This is a genomic window from Paracidovorax anthurii (assembly GCF_003269065.1).
Classification (GTDB): Bacteria; Pseudomonadota; Gammaproteobacteria; order Burkholderiales; family Burkholderiaceae_C; genus Paracidovorax; species Paracidovorax anthurii.
The window spans coordinates 1-7,286 of sequence record NZ_QLTA01000101.1 but is presented as its reverse complement, the minus strand read 5'-3'; the positions used below and the strand labels follow the sequence as shown (position 1 = coordinate 7,286).

Genomic DNA, 7,286 nt, shown 5'->3' with positions numbered 1-7,286 from the left:
TCGCAGCGCGGCTACGGCTTCGAGCTGCGCACCGACCTGTGGGGCTCGATCCGCGCGGACAAGGGGCTGCTCATCACCACCTATCCTCAGGATTTCACGTCGATGGTGGCCAACTTCAACCCGGACGGCTTCGACCAGTTGGGTTCGGGGCTGGCAGGCACCGCATCGCTGATGCAACAAGCCAGCCAGGCCGTGCAGACCCTGGATGCGAACATCGGTGCGCTGAACTCGCTCAAGACCTCGCACATGATGGAACTGGGCGCCGGCATCGCGGCCATGACGGGCGGCCAAGCCGCGTCGGCAACGCTGTCCAAGGCGGCCGCCGCGCTGTCCGCCGTCCAAGGCAGCGGAGGCGGTGGCGGACCAGAAATGGCCCTGCCCTCAGACACCGATCCGGCCATGCCGCAATCGCAGTCACTGCGCGAACTCTCGCGCGACATCACCCAGCCCATCGTCTCCATCGTGAGTCCCCAGGGCCACACGATGGTCAGCCCCAAGCCCATCGTCATCAGCTCCGGGCAGAGCGCGTCGATGCACGCGACGCAGCACATCACCGTCTCCAGCGGCGCGCAGCTCACCCAGCTCGCCAAGGCCGGCATGCTGACCCACGTCTCGGAAGGCGGGCAGCGCACCACGGTGGGCGCGGGCGACATCGCCACCGATGCGCAGACGGGCAGCCTCAACCTCACCGCCCAGCAGAACGCCACCCTGGCCTCGCGCACGGACACCGCCACCATCGTGGGCCAGCAGAACGTCAACCTGCAGGCCACCGAGGACTCGGTGCTCGCCAAGGCAGGCCAGCACATCCGTCTGCAGGCCGGGACCACGATCACGCTCGTGGCCGGCAAGGAGGGCGATGGAGCCTCCATCACGCTCACCAACGACGGCAAGGTGGTGATCCGGGGCAAGAATGGACTGATCGAGCTCAAGGACGTCCTCACCGTGCTCGGCAAGCCCGTCAACATCAACTGAAATCCCTCGGCCCGCGGCTTCCCGCAGGCTGCAACATCCCATGCAGTACCACATCCAGGAAGCCACGTTCGACCTGCCCCCGGGAAGCTTCATCGACCGCAGCGTGAATGTGCTGGTCTTCGGCGATCCCGCCATGCCCTTCAGCGTGGTCATCACGCGTGATTATTTCGAGGAGGACGGCAGCGTCGAGCAACTGCTGCGCGAGCAGATCAAGGCGCTGTCGACATCTGGCAAGCATTTCAAGCAGCTGGAATTCGGCACGACCCATCTGCCATTGCATGCCCCCGCGGGCGAGCCGTCCCGCTCGCCCGGCGCCGGCGAGGCGCCCAACGCTGCAGGAGCCTACGTGACCTATACCCGGCAAGGCCGCCCCATCCACCAGAAGATCGTGCTTGCGGAACTGCCTGCACGCCGCGCGCTCGTGGTGACGGGCACTTATGCAGGCGCCTGGAAGGACGAGCATCTTGCCCACTGGGCTTCGGTCATGCACAGCCTGCGGCTGCGCACCTGAAATTCGGTCCCGCCCGCTTGATTCACACCTTTCGGTAACACCGTACTCCACCATGCCCAAGGCCGCTCGCCTGCACGATCCCATTGCCCATACCTACGCCCGCGAAGGACACGCGGCCGGAGCCGCCGCGGCGGTCGGGATCGAGTTCGGCGCCGCTGTCGCCATCGGGGCGGTGGTAGGAACGATCGCGTGTCCAGGCCTGGGTACCGCCGCGGGCATTGCCATCGGCGTAGGGGTGGCTTTGGCCTCGTTTGTCGTCGCGCACGCTTTTTCCCTGGTCGGCGACTTCGTCCAATCCTTCGGGGAGGCCTTCGGGCGAAGTTTCACCTCGGACTGCGGCTCGCTCACCGCCACCGGCTCGGCCTCCGTGTTCATCAACGACCGGCCGGCCATCCGCGCCGGTCTGGACGTGGCCGAGTGCGCCAAACACAGCATGCCGCCCAGCCTGGTGATCTTCGGCAGCGAGACGGTCTACATCGACAGCTTCCGCGCCGCGCGCGAGGGCGACTGCGTGGATTGCGAGGCGAAGATCAGCAAGGGCTCGGAGGATGTTTTCATCGGCGGCGAATCGGTGCCCGTGGCGAACTTCCGCGTCCGCGAGGTTCCCGACTCCGATCGCGAATTCGCGAACAAGGCCCGGTTCTGGGCGGGCATCCTCGGTGGGGCCATGGGGGCGCTCAAGGCGGGCGTCAAGTGCTTCGGCATGGCCGTGCTCACGGGCGTGGTGGGCGCGAAGGTGATGGGCGAGATCATGCCGTCCTTCGACGGCGGGCACTCCACCGCGACCCGCTGGGGTGACGGCGCAGGCACCGCCCTGGGCAACCTCCTGCAGGGCAAGCCCGTGCACGTCGTCACGGGCGCCAAGGTGCTGCTGGGGGACGACGATACCGATTTCCGCCTGCCCGGGGCACTGCCCATCGTGTGGCGCCGCACCTATGCGTCCTGCGACGCCCGCACGGGCGTGCTCGGCACCGGCTGGAGCCTGCCCTTCGGCGTGGAACTGGTCTTCGAGGGCGGCAAGACGCACTTCATCGACGAATCCGGTCGCGATATCCCCTTCGACGACCTGCCGCCAGGCGGCCAGATGTTCAGCGTGCCCGAAGGCCTGCAACTGAGCCGCGGCGAGAACGGCGCCTACTTCATCGGCATGCCCGCCCTCGGGTGGATCTACTGCTTCGGCATGCGGGCCGGCCACGGCGAAAGCGAAGGCGACGGCGAGCGCCTCGGGCTGCTCCAGTGGGCGGACTTCAACGGCAACACCATCGACTTTCACCGCGATGCCGAGGGCATCGTGCGGCATGTGACCGACAGCGCAGGCCACCGGCTCGCACTGCGGTACGCGCCCATCGGCGGTGAGTCCGCACGCGCCGATACCCCATCCCGCAGCCTGCGCCTCGTGCGCGTCGATCTCACCGCGGGCGGGCCTGCCGGCACGCTGGTCGAATACCGCTATGACGGCCACGGCCAGCTCACCCAGGTGATCGACCGCCTGGGCCGCAGCGTGCGCCGCTTCGCCTGGGAGGGCTCCACCCTCGTGTCCCAGACCTTCGCGAGCGGCCTCATGGCGCATTACCGCTGGGACCGGCCCGCGCCCGAGGGCCGCGTGGTGCGCCATTGGCTGGACGACGCGGCCGCCGGCATGCCCGCCACGGCATGGACCTTCGAATACGACCTGCCGGGCGAGCAGCCCGAAGACCGGCGCACCCGCGTCACCGACCATCTTGGGCGGGTGCAGCTCTTCGACCACGATGCCGACCAGAACGTCACGCGCATCGAGGATCCGCTGGGACAGGTGCAGCGCATGGAGTGGAACGACCTGTGGCAATTGCTGGCCTGGAGCCGCGCGGACGGCAGCCGCTTCACCTTCGCCTACGACCGCCTGGGCAACCTCGTGGGTGCCACCGACCCGCTGGGGCAGACCGCCCGCCTGGACTGGCACGAGCGCCTGCTGCGCGTGCGCGCCGCCACCGCCGTGGACGGCACCCGCTGGGACTACACCTACGACGAGCGCGGCAACCGCACCGAAGTGCTCGGGCCACCGCAGGAGGGCGGCACTGCAGCGAGCGGCCACGGTGCGAGCATCCACGATCCGAACAGCGAAGCGCGCTGGCGTGAGACCACGGTGCATGACCCGCGCGGACTGCCGGTGCTCACCATCGACGCGAACGGCGGCCGCCAGCAATGGGCCTGGGACGAGCGCGCCCTGCTGGTCCGCTACACCGATTGCTCGGGCAAGACCACGCGCTTCGACCATGACGCCAACGGCTATCTTCATGCGACCACCGATGCCCTGGGGCACGCCACGCACTACGTACACGATGCGCTCGGCCGGCTGCTCTCCGTGACGCTGGCCGATGGATCGGCAAGAAGCTACGGCTATGACGACGCGGACCGGCTGGTGGCCGCCGGCGATTCCGGCCACCGCCTCACGCGCTACCAGTACGACCAGCACGGCAAGCTGCTGGGCCTGCAATACCCGGACGGCAGCACCGTGCACCTGGGCTACGACGCCGCGCACCGCCTCGCCAGCCTCGTGGGCGAGAACGGCGCCACCTACCGCTTCGCCTACGACGCGGCCAATCGGCTGGTGCAGGAACTGCGGCCGGACGGCAACCGCCGCGCCTTCGCGCACGACGCGCTGGGCCGGGTGGTGGCGCTGCGGGAAGACCCCGGCGAGGACGACGTGCGCGAGCAGACGATCGCGGGCCATGCACCGGCCGCGCCGATCCAGACGGCCTACGAGCGCGATGCCATCGGCCGGCTCGTGGAGAAGCGCGTGCAGGCCCTCGCACCATCCCCGTCCGCACAGGACAGGATCGTGCAGCGCTTCGCCTACGACCGGATGGACCGCATCGTGCACGCGCAGACGCTGGATGCGGCGGTCCAGGCACCCATCCACACGCTGGCGTTCGCCTACAGCGCCTTGGGCGATCTGGTGTCCGAAACGACCCGGGACGCAGCGACAGGCACGTATACGGCGCTGCGCCACACGCACGACGCGCTGGGCAACCGCCTCTCGACCGAGCTGCCGGATGGCCGCGTGCTGCGCCAGCTGCACTACGGCAGCGGCCACGTGCACCAGATCCGCCTGGACGGCGTGGTGGTGGCCGACATCGAGCGCGACGACCTGCACCGGGAAGTGCTGCGCACGCAGGGCCGTTGGGCGAGCCGCTGGGCCTATGACCCGCTGGGCCGCCAACGGGCGCAATGGACGCAATCGGCGGGCCTGCGGGCGCACGCCGGGTGGGCCCGGGAGATGGATGGCACCGACCCGATGCCGGGGATGGATGGCCTGCGCAAGCAATGGGACTACGACGCATCGGGCGAACTCGTGCGCACGCGCCACAGCCGCAACGGCGAGACCCGCTACCGCTACGACCCGGCCGGCCATGTGCTGTCGGCCACGCTGCAGGCCATGGGGCATGCGGGCGCTGCATCGCCCGCACTTCAGCAGGCGCTGCACGAGGTGTTCCACTACGATCCGGCCGGCAACCGCCTGGATGCGCCCGCTGCGCAGGAAGGTCATGGCAGCCGGGGCTGGGTGCGGCACAACCGCGTCAAGGTGCTGCAGGACAAGCGCTTCGACTACGACGGCTTCGGGCGGCTGATCCGCAAGCGCATCGGCGCGCACACCGAACTGCACTGCCGATACGACGCATTGCACCGCATGACCCATGCCTCCGTCATCCGGGCGGGCCGCAACGGCGAACCGGTCCGGCAGGTCTTCCGCTACCGTTATGACCCGCTGGGCCGGCGCATCGCCAAGGAAGACGACTTCGGCGAGACCCGCTTCACCTGGGAGGGCCTGCGGCTATTGCAGGAAGGCCGGGGCACGCACACCAGCACCTACGTGTACGAGCCGGGCAGCTACCGCCCGCTGGCGCGCATCGATGGGGCGGGTGCATTGGAGCCCGAGCACCCGGCCGCGACCCTGGCGCTGGTGGGAGAAGACCCCGCCGCCGATCCGGCCGCGGGCAAGTTCCGCTCCATTCCGGCCACCAACGGCGACTGGAGCGATGCGCACCACGCAGTGGCCGGGCCGGTGGGCGCGCTGGCGCCTCACATGCCGAATCCCGGCGCCCAGCCGTGGATCGAACGGGGTGCGGAGCGGGAGGAACCGCAGGACCGTGGAGAGCACCCGGTTGCCGATCCGTCGCAGTCCTCGGCGCGCATCTACTACTTCCATCTGCAGCCCAACGGGCTACCCGAGGAGATGAGCGACCGCGACGGCCGCCTCGTATGGCGGGCCCAGTACCGGGTGTGGGGCAGTGCGGTGGCCGAGGAGTGGCAGGCATTCGATGCGGCCGGCCGGCCGGTGGATGCTCCGATGGACGAGACGGGCACCAGGGCACAGGCAAGCGCCGCGCCGATGCCGCAGAACCTGCGCATGCAGGGGCAGTACCTGGACCGCGAGACGGGGCTGCACTACAACACCTTCCGGTACTACGACCCGGACCTGGGGGCGTTCACCACGCCCGATCCCATCGGGTTGGCGGGTGGAGTGAATCTCCACCAATATGCGTTCAACCCGATCACCTGGACCGATCCGCTGGGGTGGTGCCGCAGGGGGAATGCTGCGACCAAGAGTCACATGGATCAAGTGCGGGACCAATTCCAAGTTGACAACCCAACATACAACCATTCGCAGGGTGGGCGTGACGTGATTACAGGAGCCGAACTTCCGGAAACTTATCTTCCTCCGCTCAATGGCGGGCGCAAAGGCTCTTCCTATACCGATATGACATTCACAGACGCTCAGGGTCGAACTGTCTACGTACAGACTGTGGACAAGGGTAGTGTCAATGGAATGAGCCAGCGTGAATGGAATAATGCGGTACGTATTACCCAGCAGAATCCGAATGCGGTTGTTATCACCGTCCCCAAGGGAAGTATTCCTGCCGCAGGAACACTAGATACTTCCACCATGACTGCCGGGACGGTCACAACAAGGTAAAGATGTCAAGTCAGAAGATTTTTTCAATCGAGCTATTCATGACCCGTGCAGACGAGGCGGAGTTCTCGATGCTGCTGAAAGAAGAGATAAATGGCCTTTATTTCATCGACAACCATGCATGGAAAGCTTCTTCCCCGATGGTAAAGGACTCTATTGACAATTGCTACAGCGCTGCAAACTCATCTGTTGCCATTGTCAGCGGGGAAATTATCACTCTCGATTTTTATTCAAAAAATCTGATCAAGGAAGTCGGAAGCTCAGGCATATATCACGGCGGGACCATCGGAAGTGGAATAGTGAAGTATCTGCATTCATCTGAAGCAAGCTACATTCCTGGCGGTCTCCGCAATGGCACATTGATGGCTTCCTATGACAGTGTGAAAAGTCCTGAAACCGATTCCTTTGTCAAATCAATTTGGAATATATGCAAGAAGCATGGAAGAAAGCTCTATCCAATCACCAACATAGCAGCAGGCGTGGTAAGTCCTAAGCCGCACGCCAAGTTCATCGCCTGGCCGGACGCCATCGCCAAATTCGATCAGGTCAACGGCCTCTATCTCACCAACAACACCATGGCTTACTTCACCTCCAAGCCCGGTTAAACATGACGCCGTGCTGCCATTCACTCCTGAATCAATAGCAAACCCTCCAGCCAGCACGGCGACATACCTCGGATTCCACCCATATTCGGCCCCACGGAGCCATGAACTGCTCCGGCGAGGACGACGTGCGCGAGCAGACGAGGCGAGACCCAGCGCCCAGCCGTGGATCGAACGGGGTGCGGAGCGGGAGGAACCGCAGGACCGTGGAGAGCACCCGGTTGCCGATCCGTCGCAGTCCTCGGCGCGC

General features: G+C 66.3%; 4 protein-coding genes. All 4 read left to right on the top strand.

Going from position 1 to position 7,286, the window contains the following annotated elements; all coding sequences use genetic code 11:
• The coding region (locus AX018_RS24050; protein WP_146749445.1) for a DUF2345 domain-containing protein at nt 1-972 on the top strand (972 nt) is incomplete at its 5' end.
• Nucleotides 973-1,012: 40 nt separating this feature from the next.
• Nucleotides 1,013-1,483 carry a DUF1795 domain-containing protein gene (locus tag AX018_RS24045; RefSeq protein WP_111882775.1) on the top strand — a complete coding sequence of 157 codons (471 nt, stop codon included), beginning with the start codon at nt 1,013-1,015 and terminating at the stop codon, nt 1,481-1,483.
• 52 nt (nt 1,484-1,535) lie between these two features.
• Nucleotides 1,536-6,437 carry an RHS repeat-associated core domain-containing protein gene (locus AX018_RS24040; protein ID WP_170146344.1) on the top strand — a complete coding sequence of 1,634 codons (4,902 nt, stop codon included), beginning with the start codon at nt 1,536-1,538 and terminating at the stop codon, nt 6,435-6,437.
• Nucleotides 6,438-6,475: 38 nt separating this feature from the next.
• Nucleotides 6,476-7,039, top strand: coding sequence for a DUF8467 domain-containing protein (locus tag AX018_RS25045; RefSeq protein ID WP_146749444.1), 564 nt, complete (start codon nt 6,476-6,478; stop codon nt 7,037-7,039).
• Nucleotides 7,040-7,286 lie beyond the last annotated feature (247 nt).